The 16,620-nt window shown below is 37.6% G+C and carries 20 protein-coding genes; 15 read left to right on the top strand and 5 right to left on the bottom strand.

The window, feature by feature from the left end:
* Positions 1 to 387: 387 nt before the first annotated feature.
* Complete coding sequence (locus tag PBAT_RS08905; RefSeq protein WP_068648661.1) at positions 388 to 1,350, bottom strand: cation diffusion facilitator family transporter; 963 nt, start codon at positions 1,348 to 1,350, stop codon at positions 388 to 390.
* 12 nt (positions 1,351 to 1,362) lie between these two features.
* Positions 1,363 to 1,671, bottom strand: a complete 309-nt coding sequence (locus PBAT_RS08900) for an ArsR/SmtB family transcription factor (protein WP_068648659.1) — start codon at positions 1,669 to 1,671, stop codon at positions 1,363 to 1,365.
* A 300-nt stretch (positions 1,672 to 1,971) separates the two neighbouring features.
* On the opposite strand from PBAT_RS08900, the gene lspA reads away from it, so the two are divergent.
* The 10 genes from lspA to PBAT_RS08855 all read left to right on the top strand — a co-directional run bounded on the left by lspA (position 1,972) and on the right by PBAT_RS08855 (position 8,083).
* Positions 1,972 to 2,460, top strand: a complete 489-nt coding sequence (gene lspA / locus PBAT_RS08895; RefSeq protein ID WP_068648657.1) for a signal peptidase II — start codon at positions 1,972 to 1,974, stop codon at positions 2,458 to 2,460.
* A 147-nt stretch (positions 2,461 to 2,607) separates the two neighbouring features.
* Entirely contained in the window at positions 2,608 to 2,919 is a 312-nt protein-coding gene (locus tag PBAT_RS08890; protein WP_068649051.1) for an ArsR/SmtB family transcription factor, read from the top strand.
* Positions 2,920 to 2,999: 80 nt separating this feature from the next.
* The gene (locus PBAT_RS08885) at positions 3,000 to 4,178 is read left to right on the top strand and encodes an MFS transporter (protein ID WP_068648656.1); all 1,179 of its coding nucleotides are present in this window, start codon (positions 3,000 to 3,002) and stop codon (positions 4,176 to 4,178) included.
* 68 nt (positions 4,179 to 4,246) lie between these two features.
* On the top strand, positions 4,247 to 4,411 hold the full coding sequence (locus PBAT_RS25230; RefSeq protein WP_157091310.1) for a hypothetical protein: 165 nt from the start codon (positions 4,247 to 4,249) through the stop codon (positions 4,409 to 4,411).
* Between the two features lie 286 nt (positions 4,412 to 4,697).
* Positions 4,698 to 5,111: a hypothetical protein gene (locus PBAT_RS08880; RefSeq protein WP_068648653.1), complete on the top strand. Its 414-nt coding sequence runs from the start codon at positions 4,698 to 4,700 to the stop codon at positions 5,109 to 5,111.
* A gap of 55 nt (positions 5,112 to 5,166) precedes the next feature.
* Entirely contained in the window at positions 5,167 to 5,433 is a 267-nt protein-coding gene (locus tag PBAT_RS08875) for a hypothetical protein (RefSeq protein ID WP_068648651.1), read from the top strand.
* Positions 5,434 to 5,566: 133 nt separating this feature from the next.
* The gene (locus PBAT_RS08870) at positions 5,567 to 6,334 is read left to right on the top strand and encodes a hypothetical protein (protein WP_068648649.1); all 768 of its coding nucleotides are present in this window, start codon (positions 5,567 to 5,569) and stop codon (positions 6,332 to 6,334) included.
* 132 nt (positions 6,335 to 6,466) lie between these two features.
* Positions 6,467 to 6,673: a hypothetical protein gene (locus tag PBAT_RS08865; RefSeq protein WP_157091309.1), complete on the top strand. Its 207-nt coding sequence runs from the start codon at positions 6,467 to 6,469 to the stop codon at positions 6,671 to 6,673.
* Entirely contained in the window at positions 6,654 to 7,550 is an 897-nt protein-coding gene (locus PBAT_RS08860) for a serine hydrolase domain-containing protein (protein ID WP_068648645.1), read from the top strand. Before PBAT_RS08865 ends, PBAT_RS08860 begins: the two co-directional genes overlap by 20 nt.
* An 86-nt stretch (positions 7,551 to 7,636) precedes the next feature.
* Positions 7,637 to 8,083 (top strand): DUF3888 domain-containing protein, encoded by a 447-nt coding sequence (locus tag PBAT_RS08855; RefSeq protein WP_068648643.1) that lies wholly within the window; start codon positions 7,637 to 7,639, stop codon positions 8,081 to 8,083.
* 48 nt (positions 8,084 to 8,131) lie between these two features.
* On the opposite strand, the gene PBAT_RS08850 is transcribed toward PBAT_RS08855, so the two are convergent.
* The 3 genes from PBAT_RS08850 to PBAT_RS08840 form a co-directional block, all read right to left on the bottom strand.
* Positions 8,132 to 9,241: a DUF4179 domain-containing protein gene (locus PBAT_RS08850; protein ID WP_068648641.1), complete on the bottom strand. Its 1,110-nt coding sequence runs from the start codon at positions 9,239 to 9,241 to the stop codon at positions 8,132 to 8,134.
* Positions 9,238 to 9,804, bottom strand: coding sequence for a sigma-70 family RNA polymerase sigma factor (locus PBAT_RS08845; RefSeq protein ID WP_068648639.1), 567 nt, complete (start codon positions 9,802 to 9,804; stop codon positions 9,238 to 9,240). Before PBAT_RS08845 ends, PBAT_RS08850 begins: the two co-directional genes overlap by 4 nt.
* 386 nt (positions 9,805 to 10,190) lie before the next feature.
* Positions 10,191 to 11,537, bottom strand: a complete 1,347-nt coding sequence (locus PBAT_RS08840) for a lytic polysaccharide monooxygenase (protein ID WP_068648637.1) — start codon at positions 11,535 to 11,537, stop codon at positions 10,191 to 10,193.
* Positions 11,538 to 12,118: 581 nt separating this feature from the next.
* Between PBAT_RS08840 and PBAT_RS08835 the strand changes: the two genes are divergently transcribed.
* The 5 genes from PBAT_RS08835 (at position 12,119) to PBAT_RS08815 (ending at position 16,591) form a co-directional block, all read left to right on the top strand.
* Positions 12,119 to 12,742, top strand: a complete 624-nt coding sequence (locus PBAT_RS08835) for a GntR family transcriptional regulator (protein WP_068648635.1) — start codon at positions 12,119 to 12,121, stop codon at positions 12,740 to 12,742.
* A 358-nt stretch (positions 12,743 to 13,100) separates the two neighbouring features.
* Positions 13,101 to 14,231, top strand: coding sequence for an ABC transporter ATP-binding protein (locus tag PBAT_RS08830; protein WP_068648633.1), 1,131 nt, complete (start codon positions 13,101 to 13,103; stop codon positions 14,229 to 14,231).
* A complete protein-coding gene (locus tag PBAT_RS08825) occupies positions 14,228 to 14,881 on the top strand; it encodes an ABC transporter permease (RefSeq protein ID WP_068648631.1) in 654 nt (217 codons plus the stop codon). Before PBAT_RS08830 ends, PBAT_RS08825 begins: the two co-directional genes overlap by 4 nt.
* Positions 14,882 to 14,901: 20 nt before the next feature.
* Entirely contained in the window at positions 14,902 to 15,792 is an 891-nt protein-coding gene (locus PBAT_RS08820; protein WP_068648629.1) for a glycine betaine ABC transporter substrate-binding protein, read from the top strand.
* A gap of 127 nt (positions 15,793 to 15,919) precedes the next feature.
* Positions 15,920 to 16,591, top strand: coding sequence for a GNAT family N-acetyltransferase (locus tag PBAT_RS08815; protein WP_084402924.1), 672 nt, complete (start codon positions 15,920 to 15,922; stop codon positions 16,589 to 16,591).
* Positions 16,592 to 16,620 lie beyond the last annotated feature (29 nt).

Below are 16,620 nucleotides of genomic sequence, written 5' to 3'. Positions count from 1 at the left end.
AACCAACTTATAAAATTTGAGCTTTTAACTCAATCAATAAGGCAACGAAAGTTGCCAATCGGCATTTAACCCGGCTGTCCGTATGGCCTTAACTTCTTAATGGAAGTGGTCAAAGTTTATCTGCTTGGAAAGATCCTAAATATATTGAACATTAGCTTTCCAAATTAATGCTTCTTTATAATAGCAGGATAGGGGTTATTGGGCAAGAAAAATTTTCGAATGTTTTTTTCGCGGCATTGAAATTGGACAAACGTTCTTACGTTTAGACTGATAAAACTTTAAGGGGGCTTTTTGTTATAGCAAATGATAATCAAAAAATCGCCGAAGCGGCTGGAATCCGCATATGTCCACACGCCTCGTTTGATTTTATAGATAAAACAACTTCGTTTATACTTTTAACTCATTATGAGTAATTAACGAATTTTCAATTTGAATCGTTGTGTGTTCTATTTTTAATTTATCCCGAATGATATTGATCGCTTCCTGTAATATGATCTGACTGTTTTTATTGTCTTCAATTAACATGTGACAGCTTAAAGAATCTAATCCAGAGGTAATCGTCCATATGTGGAGGTCATGCACATCAATTACACCATCGATTTCTTCAAGAAAGGCTTTGACTTCTGTTTGATTAATGGTGAGTGGAGTGCCTTCCATCAAGATATGAACCGAATGCTTAATGACGCCCCAAGCACTTTTTAGAATCAGTAAAGCGACAACAACTGATATAATAGGGTCTGCTATATACCAATCGAATAAGAGCATTAGTATTCCAGCTACAATGGCCCCGACAGAACCTAATGCATCCCCAAGGATATGTAGATAAGCACTCCGTAAGTTAACGTTATTCTTCACATCACCTTTGCGCATTAATGACCAAGCACTAATGAGATTCGCCAACAATCCTATGGATGCGATCAACATCATTGCGCCACTTGCCACTGTGGGTGGTTCTGAGAAACGACCGAGGGCTTCCCATACGATAAATCCAGCGATGATAAATAAACTAATACCATTAAATAGTGCAGCCAGTATTTCAAAGCGATAATAGCCATAACTCTTATTAGGAGAAGGTGGTCTTGATGCGAACCATATCGCTACTAAACTTAACAATAATGAACTTGTATCGCTAAGCATATGTCCAGAATCAGATAATAAGGCCAGACTATTGGTGATTATACCGCCAAAGAATTCAAGAAACATAATCCCCGCAGTAATGATTAGTGCGACAAGCAACCCTTTTTTATTGCCCTCTCTTGCTTCTTCAAAATGACCATGACTATGACCGTGGTGACCATGACTATGATGGTGATGATCGTGATTGTGTCCGTGATGATGGTGATGTCCCATGAGAAATCCTCCTTATTTACATTCAATATGTGTTAATACTTGATTTAATATGGTGATAACATGATCATCGGCATAAGAGTAATAAAAAGTATTGCCTTCACGTCTATATTTAACAAGGCGTAGATTTCTTAACATACTTAGTTGGTGGGAAACAGCCGATTGGGTCATTTCCAATACTTCAGTAATGTGATTAACAGAGCATTCCTCTTGAGACAGCAAATATAATATCTTTATCCGTGTAGGGTCTGCTAACGCTTTGAACGTTCGAGAAGCTTCATCTACGGTATCGGCCGATAAAAAGGAATGAGCGTTCTGGTTCATGGATATTGGACCTCCTTTAGTATGGTTTATGAACTTGTATGTAATTAAATGGGTGTTTGTTTGCCGCTTCATTAAGTATATGAGCATATGCTCATATACAATATATTATTGAACACTATTTTTGTCAATTCTTCTTGTTATGTGACATGAATGTTACCTGTCTCAATTCATCGATTCAAAGCAATCGTAGCGATTGATTATGGGGCTACGTCCACCTTATAAGTCCAATTGTTAGAAAAAAATAATTATTGTACAATGTGATTAGATTAAATGGAAACACTCAAACAATGGAGGTAAACCATGTACTATTATCTAATCGCCTTACTTATATTTATCATCGATCAGATGACCAAGTGGCTTATAGTAAAGAACTTTGACATCGGGGAATCGAAAAGTATTATTGGGGACTTTTTCCATATAACATCGCAAAGGAACAATGGTGCAGCATTTTCCATTCTTGAAGGTCAACGTTGGTTTTTTCTTGTCATAACGGTCATTGTGGTAGTTGGAATCATCTATATTTTGCAAAAAATCAAGTCTTCCAGAAACCGAGTTCTTCCAATCGCGCTGAGTTTTGTGTTGGGGGGAGCTGTTGGGAATTTCCTAGATCGTGCTTTATATGGGGAAGTGGTCGATTTCTTGAAGTTTCATTTCAGCGCAATTAATTATACCTTTGCGACTTTTAATCTCGCTGATTCGGCAATCGTATGTGGTGCTATTCTAATCATTATCGATACATTTCGTACAGGGCATAAGGAGAAGCAGGAATTGAAGCAAAAGGTGCAATAAGTACTTTATATGTGCTGAACCATTAGATTTGAAACGGATGGTAAAAGGTGCAATGGGATTGCTTTATGGTTTGCCTATCGTGATCCCAAATTTCAATCATTATGCTAACGCATTTACAAATCTGTAAAAGTAGATATAATGATATTTATGGAACCTTTATTGATTTATAAAGCTTTGTCTAACGAGACTCGTAGTCTAATTATGCAGTGGTTAAAGAATCCAGAGGAATTCTTTGATGAGAAACCTTATTTACAACAAGGTCTCAATTTTCAGATTGGTGTATGTGTAGGAGATATTCAAGCTAAAGCGGGACTTGCACAGTCTGTTATCTCGAGTTATTTGTTGACTATGCAAAAAGCTGGGTTGTTGGAATCTGAGCGGATTGGGAAGTGGACGTACTATCGTCGAAACGAAACGACAATCCAGGAATTTGCCGAGTTCCTGAAAGAGAAACTTTAGAAGGAAAGGAGTTTTTTTATTTCAATATATCTACAATTCTATATATGTGTATATGAACTTCATGGAGGCTTACAATTACAATGAAAAGGGTCAACCCGTTGCTTATCATTATTCTGGTTTTAGGCGTATTCGGCATTATTACAACAGAAATGGGTATTATAGGTGTTCTACCCCAGGTAACTCAAAAATTTAATATATCGACATCACAGGCTGGATGGCTTGTTAGTATATTTTCTTTAGTTGTAGCCATTTCAGGGCCATTCCTGACTTTACTCGCTTCTGGTATTAATCGTAAAGTTATTCTATTAACCGCTGTGTTTATTTTTGCGATTTCAAATATTGTCTATGCCTATACAAGCCAGTTCGATGTGATGCTTGTATTCCGTATTATCCCGGCTATATTTCATCCCGTCTTTTTTTCGGTTGCCCTTGTTACTGCAGCTAAACTTGTCCCTCCGGAACAAAGTAACAAAGCGGTCACAAAGGTTTTCGCAGGAATAACGGTCGGTTTTGCTTTTGGCGTGCCTTTGACTTCTTATCTCGGAGAAAATATTTCATTAGAAACCGCTTTTTTGTTTGGAGCTGTTGTAAGCATGATTGCATTTGCAGGGATACTAGCTTGGCTTCCTTCTATGCCTGTTAAGGAAAAAATGTCTTATGGAAAGCAGCTTGGTATATTACGCAATCCTCAATTATGGTTAAATATTGTGATCGTTATTTTTATCTTTGCAGCAATGTTTTCTGTTTACAGCTACTTTGCTGAATATCTTGGACAAGTAACACGTATGAACGGGTCATGGATAAGTATCATGTTGATGGCCTTTGGTATAATCATGATTGTTGGTAATTTTGTATTTGGGAGCTTATTGAGTAAAAGCATTACAAAGACTGTCAGCATGTTTCCTCTGCTATTTACAGTAATTTACATACTCGCTTATTATCTGGGTTCTTATTTCATTCCGATGGTTGTTATCGTATTTATTTGGGGGGCAGTGCATTCTGGCGGGCTTATTGTTAGTCAAACATGGTTAACAACGGAGACAAAACAGGCTCCCGAATTCGGTAATAGTTTGTTTGTTTCATTTTCCAATCTTGGAATTACCGTAGGGGCTTCTATCGGTGGCTGGTTTATTTCTCACTTGGGAATACATCAACTTATCTGGAGCGGAATTATGTTTTCACTGCTGGCTTTCTTATTGATCATGATAAAATTAAAAATTACCAGATCTAGCGAGAGAGGAAGAAAAGCATTGAATTAACGAAACACTATAAGTCCTCCTATTTCATGAATACCTAGATTTACTAGGTCAAATAGGAGGGTTTCACTATGAAATTAAGTGATTATAGATGCTTTAAGAAGACGATAAAGGGAGTTAATTATGTAATATTGAAAGTTGCTAAGCGAATGAGTGATATAGTCACGGCCGAGGTATTAGTGCAGATAACTAGTTATTTGATAGATTCGATTAAACGAACGATTAGATCAGTTTAGAATTTAATGTTGAACTTTATCAATCAATGAAGCGTTTCTTATAAAGAAAGCCTTATAAGTAATATGTTATGCCAAACAGGATATCGCCAACAATCCATCGTCTGTCGAATTTACAGGAGGAATTGACGGTAAGGATTTATTGATTCAGTTGATGGCTGGAAGAGAGAACAAATTAGGGAAGAGTGATTTGATGAATCTATGATACCAACAATTCATGAGTATATACCAACCAAATATAATTGTGTAGCAACTTCTGATAACAGGTTATTAACACGGGGGGGCAAATATGAAAAAAGTATTGTGCACGACTAGTGTTATTCTTTTCTTGATGTTTGGATTGGTAGCGTGTGGTAATGAAAAATATGATGAAGTACCCACACCTAATGAGGTAATACGAGATGTTGAAATGATGTCCTCAAACATATTATTAGGTGAGGCAACGGAAAAAGATGAGAAATTCCCCTTGTCTCCCATTATTATTGACGATTGGGAAGTGAAGTTTACAGAAAGTAAAGCAACATTGGATGCGGAAATCACGGGCAATGTAGGCGACAAGCTGTGGATATCTGAGGAAAGAAAGACAATTATCATTCATTATGGTTTGAATAACTCTAAGGAATGGGTAGTACAAGGCGTAAATATTAATGACCCCGTCGTTCGTGTTAAACCACGGATAGTACAGACGGTGGACCCAACCTGATTGTCATTGAGTTTAAATCTACTTTGAAAGTAATTAAATGTTAGGGGTGGTTAGGATGGCTAGTTTAGGATTAACGTTTGTAACTGCTCTTATTTTAATAGTTACTATAATGTTTCATGCAGGAATGTTATTGGACTTTATCCGACCAAGTGTTCTTCAAATTCAACTGTTAGGTGTTCAATTATTATTGTTTGGAGTCGTTGTGTTATTAGCTTTTGCTGACTCTAGTGGGTTCGGATTTACTATTGGGTTAATTGGGCTATTAACAGGCTTATTCGGTTCATTTAGAGAGTCGAATACCGCTAAATCTACAGATCAATAATAACGAAATTGCAACAGGCTGCTAGATTCTTTGGCAGTCCATTTTTTTACCTAATGAGTAATTAAGTGAGATTGAAATCTTCTGAAACATTAAGGACAGTCAAATCGTCTATGAGTTGAGGTGGTGGGAATTAGTGGGAAAAATTAAGTGGACGAGTAAGACGCTATTTGTGCTTCTGATTATCCTGACAGCAACCAGTTGTGGTGAGGTAGGAATGAGAATAAATTCTCAGATTAATGCGTTGAAATCAGTATTTAAGGGAGTACCACAATCATGTATGGGGGAAATCGAGTGGGTCGATTTTTTAATGATCAATAGTATTAAGTATCAACAGAACTCTGGGGAAACGAAGGAGGTAACTTCGAACCAACGTGGAGATAAGATAGGTAAAGTCTCCTATATGCTGAGTGAACATGCCTGTTCCGATCATGTCGCGAAGAATGGGGATGCGGCATTCCTTCCAATGGGTACCGAAATATACGCAATGAAGGGTTACAAGACAGAGTTCCGTGTTATAGCTGACAACAAGATTTATGAAGTGTCTGATAATCCAAATGCAGCAACAATAGGTGAATTATTGGATATTAACGGAAGAGTGGAGAAAGTAAGTCTAGAAAGCGGTATGGACGGTAGTCCGATCGGCGACTTTAGCATGGATGCTTCATCTGAATTTATTCAAGAATTATTACCTTTATCACATGTCAGTTTCAATGAGGTCTATGAGAAAACAAAGCATGAAAATAGCATATTTCTGCGTGTTCATCTTCGGGATAGTACATCCTTTCGTTTGGTCTATTATCCACAATCCAATGCCCTCACAGCAGGAGCATTCGGTACAGAAAGATTGAATGAGATCATTATGACTCAAAGGAAACAGATTAAAGCTGCAGCAGGATTGTAAAGTTACAGTAACATAATCGTGAAGCTAAAAATACATTCTTTGAATGGTTAATGCAAACTCCTGAATTCGAATCAATAAGCTAACGGGAGTTCCTATATCATGTATTTAATATATTATGAGGTGAATATATCGATGTTTTTATCATTAGAAACACAGTTGGACAATCTTATTTGCCCGCAGGATTTTCTTGTTGGTGGTGCTGTTGCCGTAGTTAAAGATAATCAGATTGTGTATGGAAAAGGATTTGGTAAATCTCGTCTAGGTGAGAATGAACAAGATTTCACATCAGACACAATCGTGAGTATTAAAATTACAACTAGTGGAAGAAGGAAAGCTTGAACTGGATGCTCCACTTGTACAATATCTTCCGTATTTTCGAACCACGGATAATCTAGTCAGTAACACGATAACCGTTGAACAATTATTATCACATACCGCTGGATTTTCTGGAGATATAGGGATTGGGAATTTACTGTGTCCTAACATAAGGGAATTCAGTATGTATGATGAAATGAAACAACAATGTTTGATTTCTGATTCTATTCTTCAAAGTATATCCAATAGAGAAGACGTAACTAAGTCTTTCGGATCTATTACGTTGTCTCATACACCGGGCACGAACTGGAGTTATTGCACTGAGGCTTATATGATCGCTGCGGATCTGTTTGAGAAGGTTAGTGGGAATCAATGGGATGAATGCATGGAAGATTTACTGTCCAAGAAGTTAAATCTGAAGAGAACTACCTTACATGCTGAAAAAGTACAAGAAGATGAAGACTCTGCACAATACTATTGTAGTCATCATAATGGAAGCGAGCATAATCTAGAGACGAATGTGTCAGCGTCGCCTTTTCCAATCAATGCTTTGGGTGCTCCGATGGGGTTCATTTACTCTACTGCAAATGATCTATGTACATATCTAGCATCATATATGAAGGATAATCCTTTTATGTCTCAAGCGATCATTGATCGTATGTACGAACCTGTGTGGCGCTTTGATGAGAAAGAAGGATATGGTTTAGGATGGGGAATAAGGCAGCATGAAGGTCACATCATTTTCGAGCATGGAGGAGAATTCCCTGGTGTTAATGCCTATGTCTGTATGGTTCCATCTGAGAAAATAGGTGTAGTTGTGGTATCGAACCATGACGAGACACCTTCTCAAAAGATATGCTATGCGGTTCTAGACTCGTTAATTCAGAAAAAAACCGATTAGGAAAACAGCTATATCGTTATTTGTCACATAAATTTGGACTTAATAGGGATACTCTACATACCATTTCCAAAAGGAGTCTCTCACATATGACAAAAAGATGGGTTTCTATATTTCTGGTTATTATATTAATGGTTCCATCGTCACTACCTTGTAGCGCTGAAATGAAACCCAGACCAGAGGAATCGAAAGAGCTCATGTATCAAGACATGCTGATGCTCTTTCTGTTACCACATATTGAGAACAAAATAGATGAAATATATTCAGATATCTTGGCGTATTCACCAGAAGTGTATCCTTATTATGTTGATATAACACATGTTGAGCGAGTGAATGGCTTTAGAGGATTTCATTTCTTGATTACGCTTGAAGTCGTTCCTACAACGGGTCCACACATTGTGGTTGGAAAGGATACCCTCACATTAGATATATCACTGAAGAATCCCGATAATGTAAAGATCGTAGGATGGAAGCATTTGAAAGGTCCACAGGAGAAGGATTTACCACCAAATTATAAGGATATTCTAAAAAAATAATAAGAATGACTGCCCCAATAAAAAGGCAGTCATTCTTATTTTATGACGTTATTTTTTCAAATCAATAATGATGTCTGGTAATGCAAAACCTTCTTGCCCTTTACCGGATTTCTTTGGTATTGGAATTTTCTTTGATTCGCCATCTCTGGACATTAGTACCGACCCATGATTTTCAGAAGTATAACTTCTTAAAGTGATGAGTGGGGTTACTATAAGTTTCGTTGATTGCGAGTCCAATTTCTGAAATGTTTTACTCCAGCTCATATTATAATCGTCTGTACCTGTTCCGCCATTACCTTTACCTGAGTAACTATTCCCTAAATCATCTTTGATATCTAAATAGACATCAACGGCATGCCATTTGGTTCTTACCATTTCGGAAACTTCTTGGTCATAATGAATGACAAAGGACATCGGGGTAATGGACATGTTCACTATAGTTACTTTTACACCATTTTGTTCTGTACTATGGTTGATTAATTGTTCTTTGCTCTCTGTGGCCTTTAACGTGAAATTAAAATTCCAATTCCCTTTGACCTCTTCAAGCGTTTCTTGAATAAGGATACTGTTTATATCCCAATTTATTTTTACTTGTTCTTGTTCCTTCATGTCGTAGCCAGTGGTATGATCTATTCCTACATAATGATTTGCATCTACTCTTGAAATTTTAGAGCTTCCGGATGATCCATTAGAACCTATAATCGAAGGACTGCGAATCATGGAATTGTAGCCTAGATCTCGTTCGCTTTCAATCGAATAAGTTAACGATACGGTATTCCCATCATAAATCGCATCTTTAATTGTGATCTTGATGCCATTACTTTCTTCAGTCATATTTATTTGGCTGGAGTATTCCTGATAATTGTCATAAAGACTTGAACCTGGATCTTCTTTACTCAAATATCGGAAAATGTCCCCTATGACAGGAAGGTTACTAGCATAAGTAGGGAAAGCTATTCCAAATGTTGTGAATGATAGAATGATTATAATTGAAGCGGCTGCAATATCTTTTTTCCAACGCTTCAAAGACTTCTTCTTACTTATAGATTGTTTTAAAGTTCTTTTTAAGTTAGCCTTTTCGAGTTCATTAGCTTCGATTTCCTCAAACTCAGTGTCGTCTATGTTTGTATCATTTAATAATTCATATATATCTTTCATGTTCCGCTCTCTCCCAACATAAGGTTAGTAGCATTGTTATTAAGTTTCTTTTTTCCTCGATAAATGCGATTATCTATTGCGGCTGGGGTGATACCGAGCCTAGTTGATATTTCATTCGTATTTAAACCTAGGAAATACTTCAAGATGAAAATATCTCGATCCATAGGCTCTAGTTGATTGATTAGCGCAATGAGTTCCGTTCTGTCTTCAAGCATGATTAGTTCATCTTCTGCTGATCTTACCGCGTTCATATCCATATAATCTGAAGGAAACACCATTTCTTTACGAGCTTTTCTGTAGTAGTCAATAGATTTGAATTTGGCAATGGCACAAATCCATTTCCTGAAATCAGTTATATCCCCACTGAACTTATTCGAATTGTTCCAGATTGAAAGAAAGATATCATTAATACACTCCTCAATAACACCGTGGTTATTAAGGGGAGAGAGAACTTTATAAGTTACACATTTGATTAAGGGCAAGTATGTATCAACGATAAACTCCAAAGCATCTTCTTTTTGTCGCTGTAATCGTCGTATGAAATTTGATTCATTGCATTTCATGTATGGATTCCCCTTATATTTTATGTAAAAGCGCTTTTACACCTTATATAACGTATCGAACTAGATTTTCTCTCACAATTTAATAATATATTGTGGTATAACATGTTTTAACTAAATCAAACAACGGAAAATACCGCCAGTATTACTCCGACGGTATTTCTGTTAGCTTCATATTTCAGAAGGTCTTATCTTGAAGGAATCGATCTTAGTTAAGAGTTGTTAAGGAGAGAGAGGTAGGCGATACGGAGATTTTCAATCGATTATGAATGACCCGGTAACTGGTGAGATTTACTATAGGAATATGTATTTATTATTAGAACAGAGGCTTATTACAAAAGTGAAAATTTGAAATGAACAGGGGAGCGGTAACTCCCCTGTAACTTATGTTACTTCAACAACCATAGAGCAGCTACATTTGTAGGTTCCCAACCGACTAAGGATGTATGAGGTTGACGACACTCATACACAGAACCGTTATAAGTTACTAATGTTCCAGTTGTGTAAGCTGTATTTGCTGCCCAAGCTGGGGCTGTAGTAGAAGCTGTTGCAGTTGTAGCATTGACGGTACTAACTGTAGATTGGTTGTTCGCAGCATCGATTGCATACACGTTGAAAGTATATGCTGTACCTGCGCTAAGACCTGTTACGATATAGTCCAATGTAGATCCAGATACGGTTGCAACTAACGTCGTTCCGTTATAGATTTTGTAACCTGTAACACCAACATTGTCAGTTGAAGCATTCCACATTAATTGAAGACTAGTGGATGTAGGTGTTCCCATAACATGTAATGTGCCAGGTGCAGTTGGTGCTTGTGTGTCAGCAACAGGAGCACTAGTGGTAACGCTTACAACGTTACTAGCATTAGACGCATTACCTGCAGCATCAATTGCCTTGACACTAAAAGTGTAGGCAGTATTTGCAGTTAGACCAGATACCACGTAATTTGTGCCTGGTACAGTAGCAACCAAGGAAGATCCGTTAAATACTTGGTAACCTGTAACACCAACGTTGTCCGTGGAAGCATTCCAAGCTAAGGAAACAGTAGTGTTAGTTTTACCAGTCGATGCAAGAGACGCTGGTACGGATGGAGCTTGAGTATCAGGCGTAGAAGTGCTACCGCTGAAGTTAACATCAATAACGTTATAGAATGCATTTGGAGTATCAGCTATTTCCCATACAGCCAAGATCACTTGATATCCAGTACGTACTGGTACATTACATGTGTCAGAGTAGGAGAATGGTGGTTGTGTTCCAGGATAATTAACGGAACAGAATGGAGTAAGGTCGAATGAGTCACGAGTTAGAGCTGCGTTAGGATTCCAGTTCGCTTTGGTAATGTAGTATTTCCAACTTGTAGTAGCATGGTTTGCAGTCAATTTCCAAGTGAATGTATTAGTTCCAGCAGAGATGTTTACTTTAGACCAACGCGTAGCGGATTGTTCATCAAGCTTAGGATAAGCTCCAGCAGCGCTTGCAATTTTTCCGTCAGCAGGTCCAGCAGCAGGGAAACCTTTAGGTGCTTCTAAACTTTGTGGTTCGTATACAATCGCTCCACAATCTGTGTTTAGCCCAGATTTACAAAGTGCTGCTCTGCTAGCAGGGCCTTCAACATAGCCGTGTGCAGAAGATTTTCCTGGGAAGAGAATCAGACAAATTGAAGCCAGTAATAGGATAGCGGCATAAGATAGAAGCTTAGTCATACTTGAATTAGAAATACGAATAGTTGACATTGTATAATTCCTCCTTTAATTTGAGAAAACCTTTCTGAATTAGAACGTCACTTCTTTAAATATCGCCTACAGGTTTCAGCTGATTTCTCCTCTCGGTTTAAGACATTTATATAAACTCATATGAGTCATATACTAATTTGTAAAAAAAGGATGAAAATAACAAATGGAAAGTTATGGTGCAGTAGTTCAAAATGACTTTTGATCACTATTAGACAAGATGTTAGCGCTTTCAACAAGAGTAGATAAAATAAGAAAGAAAGTGATATAATATTAGAATATTTTATTATATTAATAAACTAATATGTTGATATTTGGTAACTAATGTAATATAAGAGTGATTATACTACAAGAATTGATAAAAGTGTGACATTTTTAATAGTATTTAATAAAAATAGTAAAATATACCCATAATATGACTTTTGAACTATTCGTTAAAACTCTCTTCCTTTGCCGTTTTTGATGAAATGATCTATGTTATTTATCATTCAACATACTTGTAAAATTATTATGTATTGAAACATCTATGAAGATTGATATAATACAGAAGATTGCAAACGAAAAGATAAAAGGCAGGAGAATATATGCAAGAAATTGCTGGATACAAAGCTATTGCTTTAGATATTGCTCATAGGATTGTAAGTGGTGAGTTTACAGTGAATACTACAATCTCAGGACGTTCTCTATTAGCGAGTCATTATCATGTGTCGCCCGAGACAATTAGGAAAGCCGTAGCCCTTCTGAATGATGAGAATATTGTATCTGTATCTCAGGGTAAAGGAATTACCGTTACATCTGATGTGCACGCGCATGACTATATCACTAAACATAATTATATGAAATCAGTGTACTCACTGAAGCAAGATCTAGAATTGCTACTTCAAGAGAAGAAGTCTATTGATCATAAATTCGATGTTGTCCTTAAGGAAATTATTGATTTCTCCGACAGATTGCAGAATTTGAAGGTGTACCATCCAGTTGAGATAAAGGTGAGTGGAAGTTCTCATGCTGTAGGTCAGAGTATCTCTAAACTTCAATTTTGGCAGAGGACAGGTGGAACCATTGTTGCACTAAGGAGGGGGACGCAAGTCACGATTTCTCCAGGGCCTCACGTAATTCTTCAAGAGAATGATGTTATCGTAGTGGTTGGTGATGGACAAGTATTTCAAAGAACCGTGGATTTCGTAAATAGTGAATCCAACGATTAATTTCAACGAAAAAGTGAATTTTTATGACAATGAGACCGTCCATTTCTAGGACGGTTTTTTGGTATGATTGTAACTATTTATTTGTACGAAGAACCAACCAACTGACAACCTCGTTTTTAAAGATAGGTTGTCAGTTGGTGTTTCATTTGCTATAGTTAGATATACCATATGAAAAATTTGGTCCGGACGTAAGTAATAACCAATGGGAAAATAGCAGAACACGCTTTGAAGTTTAGTTCTGTACTCATGTGGCTCAGACATGATAAATGTTTGGGTCTACTTCTTACGCGGAGAAAAGTGTTAAAGCAATTAATAGCACGACTCGCAGCATGAATATCAATGAAATTGGGGGGCTACTATGCTTAAATTCGAGAATGTTAGCAAGACTTATCCAAATGGTTACCAAGCTGTAAAGAACGTTAGCTTTGAAATTGAAGAAGGAGAATTTATCGTACTTATTGGTCCAAGTGGTTGTGGTAAAACGACTACAATGAAGATGATTAACCGCTTAATGCCTCACACTGAAGGTAAGATCACCATTCGTGGTAAAGACATTACGAAAGAAGATCCTGTTGGATTAAGACGTAATATTGGTTATGTCATCCAACAGGTAGGATTATTTCCTCACTATACGATTGAACAGAATATTGCACTTATTCCTCATCTTAAGCGTTGGGATAAAGCTAAGATCAAAGCCCGTGTATATGAATTGCTAGAGATGGTCGGACTTGATCCAATCGAGTACGCTTCTCGGTATCCTCGACAACTATCAGGTGGACAACAGCAAAGAGTAGGTGTTGCTCGTGCATTAGCAGCAGACCCTGAAATCGTGTTGATGGATGAACCCTTCGGCGCATTGGATCCAATCACAAGAGAGCAATTACAAGACGAATTACTTAGACTTCAAAAAACAGTGAAAAAGACGATTATATTCGTAACGCATGATATGGATGAAGCATTGAAACTAGGAGATCGAATTGCAGTCTTGAAAGACGGTGAATTACTACAGTTAGATACACCCGAGAAACTCCTGAAGGAACCCTCACATGGGTTCGTAGAAGAATTCATAGGGAAGAATCGTATTTATCAGAACCCTGCTTTTATATCGGTTAAGGATATTATGCGTGATAATCCTGCGATCGCCCTTCCAAGCATTTCCCCCGTTCGCGCTTTAGCTTCTATGAGAAAAAGCCGTACAGATACGTTGATTTTAAGTGATGACAAGGGTCAATTGACCGGTATCGTTTCTATATATGATCTACAATCGAAGTTGGAAGAAATACAGACGATTCAAGAGATTAGCGTACCCGCTGTTCCCTATTTAAATGAGAATGCAACGGCTCAAGACGCACTTATTGCTATTGGAGATGCTAAGTATGGAATTATTCCCATTATTGGAAAAGGTGAGAAAGTAGTGGGCGTAGTAACAAGATCTACCTTACTCACTACATTCGCAGATCATTGGGCGGGGAAGAGGGAGATTGAATGAACGACACACTTTGGGAACAATTTATAAAACAACTATCCATGCGTGGAGGAGATTTACTGATTGCAATAGGCCAGCATATGCAGCTTGTTCTAATATCAATGGCGATAGCGATCGTTGTGGGGATTCCATTAGGTATTATTGTCTCAAGGGTTCCAATACTGAAGACATTAATTCTAGGTGGAGCAGGGATTCTACAAACGATACCAAGTCTCGCGTTGTTAGGATTTATGATACCGATATTTGGAATAGGCCTTAATACTGCTATAGCTGCACTTTTCCTATATTCTTTATTACCGATCATTAGAAATACATATGCGGGTATTCAAGATGTTGATCGAGCGATGATAGAAGCGGCTAGAGGAATGGGTATGACCAATATGCAGATTCTATTCAAAATAGAAATACCTTTATCTTTATCTGTCATTATGGCGGGTATTCGGACAGCTACCGTAATCAATGTAGGTACAGCCACTTTAGCGGCCTTTATAGGTGCAGGTGGTCTAGGGGACTTTATTTTCTTAGGTATACAACGTAATATTGATGCTTTGATTCTGATGGGTGCTATACCTGCAGCGATCCTTGCGTTGATTCTTGATTTCTTACTTGGACGTATGGAGAAGTTGACAACACCGAAAGGCTTGAAACAATAACATATTAATGGAGGAATTATATGAATTTCAAAAAATGGATCGTTATCGGTTTGGTTGCATGTTTGTCTATGGCGTTAGTCGCATGTGGTTCAGATAATAAGAAGGAAAGCATTACAGTTGGCTCTAAGAACTTCACGGAGAATATACTATTAGCGCATATGATGGCTGATATTATTGAGAATAATACGGATTTGAAAGTCGTGCGTAAAGTGAATTTGGGTGGATCGAATGTAGCATGGAAGGCATTATTGAACAATGACATTCAGTTATATCCAGACTACACAGGAACGATCGTAACTAACTACTATCAGGAAGAAACGGGAACTTCAGAAGAGACATTAGTTAGAACGAAAGAGTTGCTAAAGAAAGATGAACTTGTTTTTACAAATGAAATGGGATTCAATAATACGTATACTTTAGCGGTTACCCAAGAAACAGCGGAGAAATACAAGCTAGCTACGTTTAGTGATCTAGCAAAGGTATCTAAAGACTTAGTATTAGGAAGTGAGTTTGAATTCTTGGATCGTCCTGATGGTTATCCAGGATTGAGTAAGGAATATGGTATGACCTTCAAAGAAGCCAAGGGTATGGATCACGGCATAATGTATCGTTCAGTAGTAGATAAAAATGTGGATGTGATTGACGCTTTCGCAACGGATGGTCAGATTAAGGTTAATAATTTAGTTATCTTAGAAGATGACAGATCCTTCTTCCCTCCATATGATGCAGGTCCATTAGTACGTCAGGATGTACTGACGAAATATCCAGAAGTTGCAGAGGCATTGAATAAACTTCAAGATGTTCTTGATGAAACGACAATGCAGGAATTGAATTCAAAAGTCGATGCTGAGGGATTGAAAGAAGAGACAGTATCTCTAGATTTCCTGAAAGAGAAGGGCTTAATTAAATAAAAGTTTCTGTGAAAAAATGGCTACCGCTAACAAGGGGTAGCCATTTCCTGTGTATATATATGTTCTTGTGTCTAAGGATTGTTTGCCGCGCACGTAATATTGCTCTATGCTTATAGGGAAGTAATCAATGATACGAGGTGGAACTATTTGTAGCACATTATTAACAATTGATCGACGTGACATACCGAAAGCTGCAAGTATACTGGCGCAAGCGTTCGCGAAAGATGATCCATTATATCAACATATTTTACCTGATGAGACCACAAGGCTACGCGTCATGAAGATATTTTTCCATCGGTATGTTGAAATGCTATATCCATATTGTGATTTGCTGACGACGTCAGACAATTATGAGGCGGTAGCGTTGGTGTTTCATTCGCAACGTGAAGCGGGAACATTACGTTCGAAAGTCAAGTATATGAAGCGAATTGCATTTGCTATCATTGCTTCATTACCGATCAGTCGTATCATTGGAATACGTGGATTTGCACGAGGAATATCGATCCTGCTTAGCATGAGCTCTTCATGGTTATCGATATTAGGTGATAAGCAATATATGCACCTCGATATGCTTGTTGTACAGGAACAATATCGCGGACAAGGTTATGTTTCGAAAGTCATCAAACCTCTACTCTCCGAATGTCGTGAGAAGAATATATTCTGTACGCTAGAGACGCAGACAATAAGTAATTTACCTATATATGAGCATTATCAGTTTCGTACGGTGAAGGTCATCGCTCTGCCAAACAGTTCACTTGAGCAGTATTGTATGGTGTACACGCCAACTGATGCTGATTAGCATATTAAATGCAAATGAACCCCACTGAT

The sequence above is a fragment of the Paenibacillus antarcticus genome, from assembly GCF_001637225.1.
In the GTDB taxonomy this organism is placed as follows: domain Bacteria; phylum Bacillota; class Bacilli; order Paenibacillales; family Paenibacillaceae; genus Paenibacillus_AQ; species Paenibacillus_AQ antarcticus.
This window is presented reverse-complemented; position numbering and strand designations above follow the sequence as displayed.